This window comes from Bradyrhizobium sp. Crot121, assembly GCF_059512385.1.
Window position 1 is genome coordinate 1 of record NZ_JCAMOR010000407.1, and the last position, 424, is coordinate 424.

General features: G+C 64.4%; 1 protein-coding gene and 1 pseudogene. Both read left to right on the forward strand.

From position 1 onward, the window contains the following. Positions 1–147, forward strand: a pseudogene (locus AC5ZGW_RS47215) (carbohydrate ABC transporter permease); the annotation flags it as partial. Between the two features lie 7 nt (positions 148–154). Then, positions 155–424: alcohol dehydrogenase catalytic domain-containing protein (locus tag AC5ZGW_RS47220; RefSeq protein WP_496114282.1), on the forward strand; the 270-nt coding region annotated here is incomplete at its 3' end.

The following is a 424-nucleotide window of genomic DNA, read 5'->3' on the forward strand; positions in this document are numbered from 1 at the left end:
GCCTTCAACTTCATCGGCGAAGGCTCAACGCAATGGGGCGCTCTCATGGCCGCGGCGACGCTGATCGCATTGCCGCCGCTGGTGCTGGCGGCCCTGGTTCAGCGTTGGCTGGTGTCCGGGCTGACGCTCGGGGCGGTGAAAGGCTAGGTATCTGATGAACGTATCACCCCGACCGAATTCAATCATGCACGCTGCGGTCTTCCATGGTGGCGACCGCATCACCATCGAGCGCGTGGCAATGCCCGATGTCGGCACTGGTGAGGTGCTGGTGCGCGTCTCGCGCACCGCGCTGTGCGGCTCAGACTTTAAGCTCTGGCACAACGGCGCCGAGTTCACCGCCGGTCATGAGATCTTCGGCGTCGTCGAGCAGCCCGGCCACCGCCTGCATGGTCGTCGCTGCGCCGTCTATATTCCCCTCCATTGC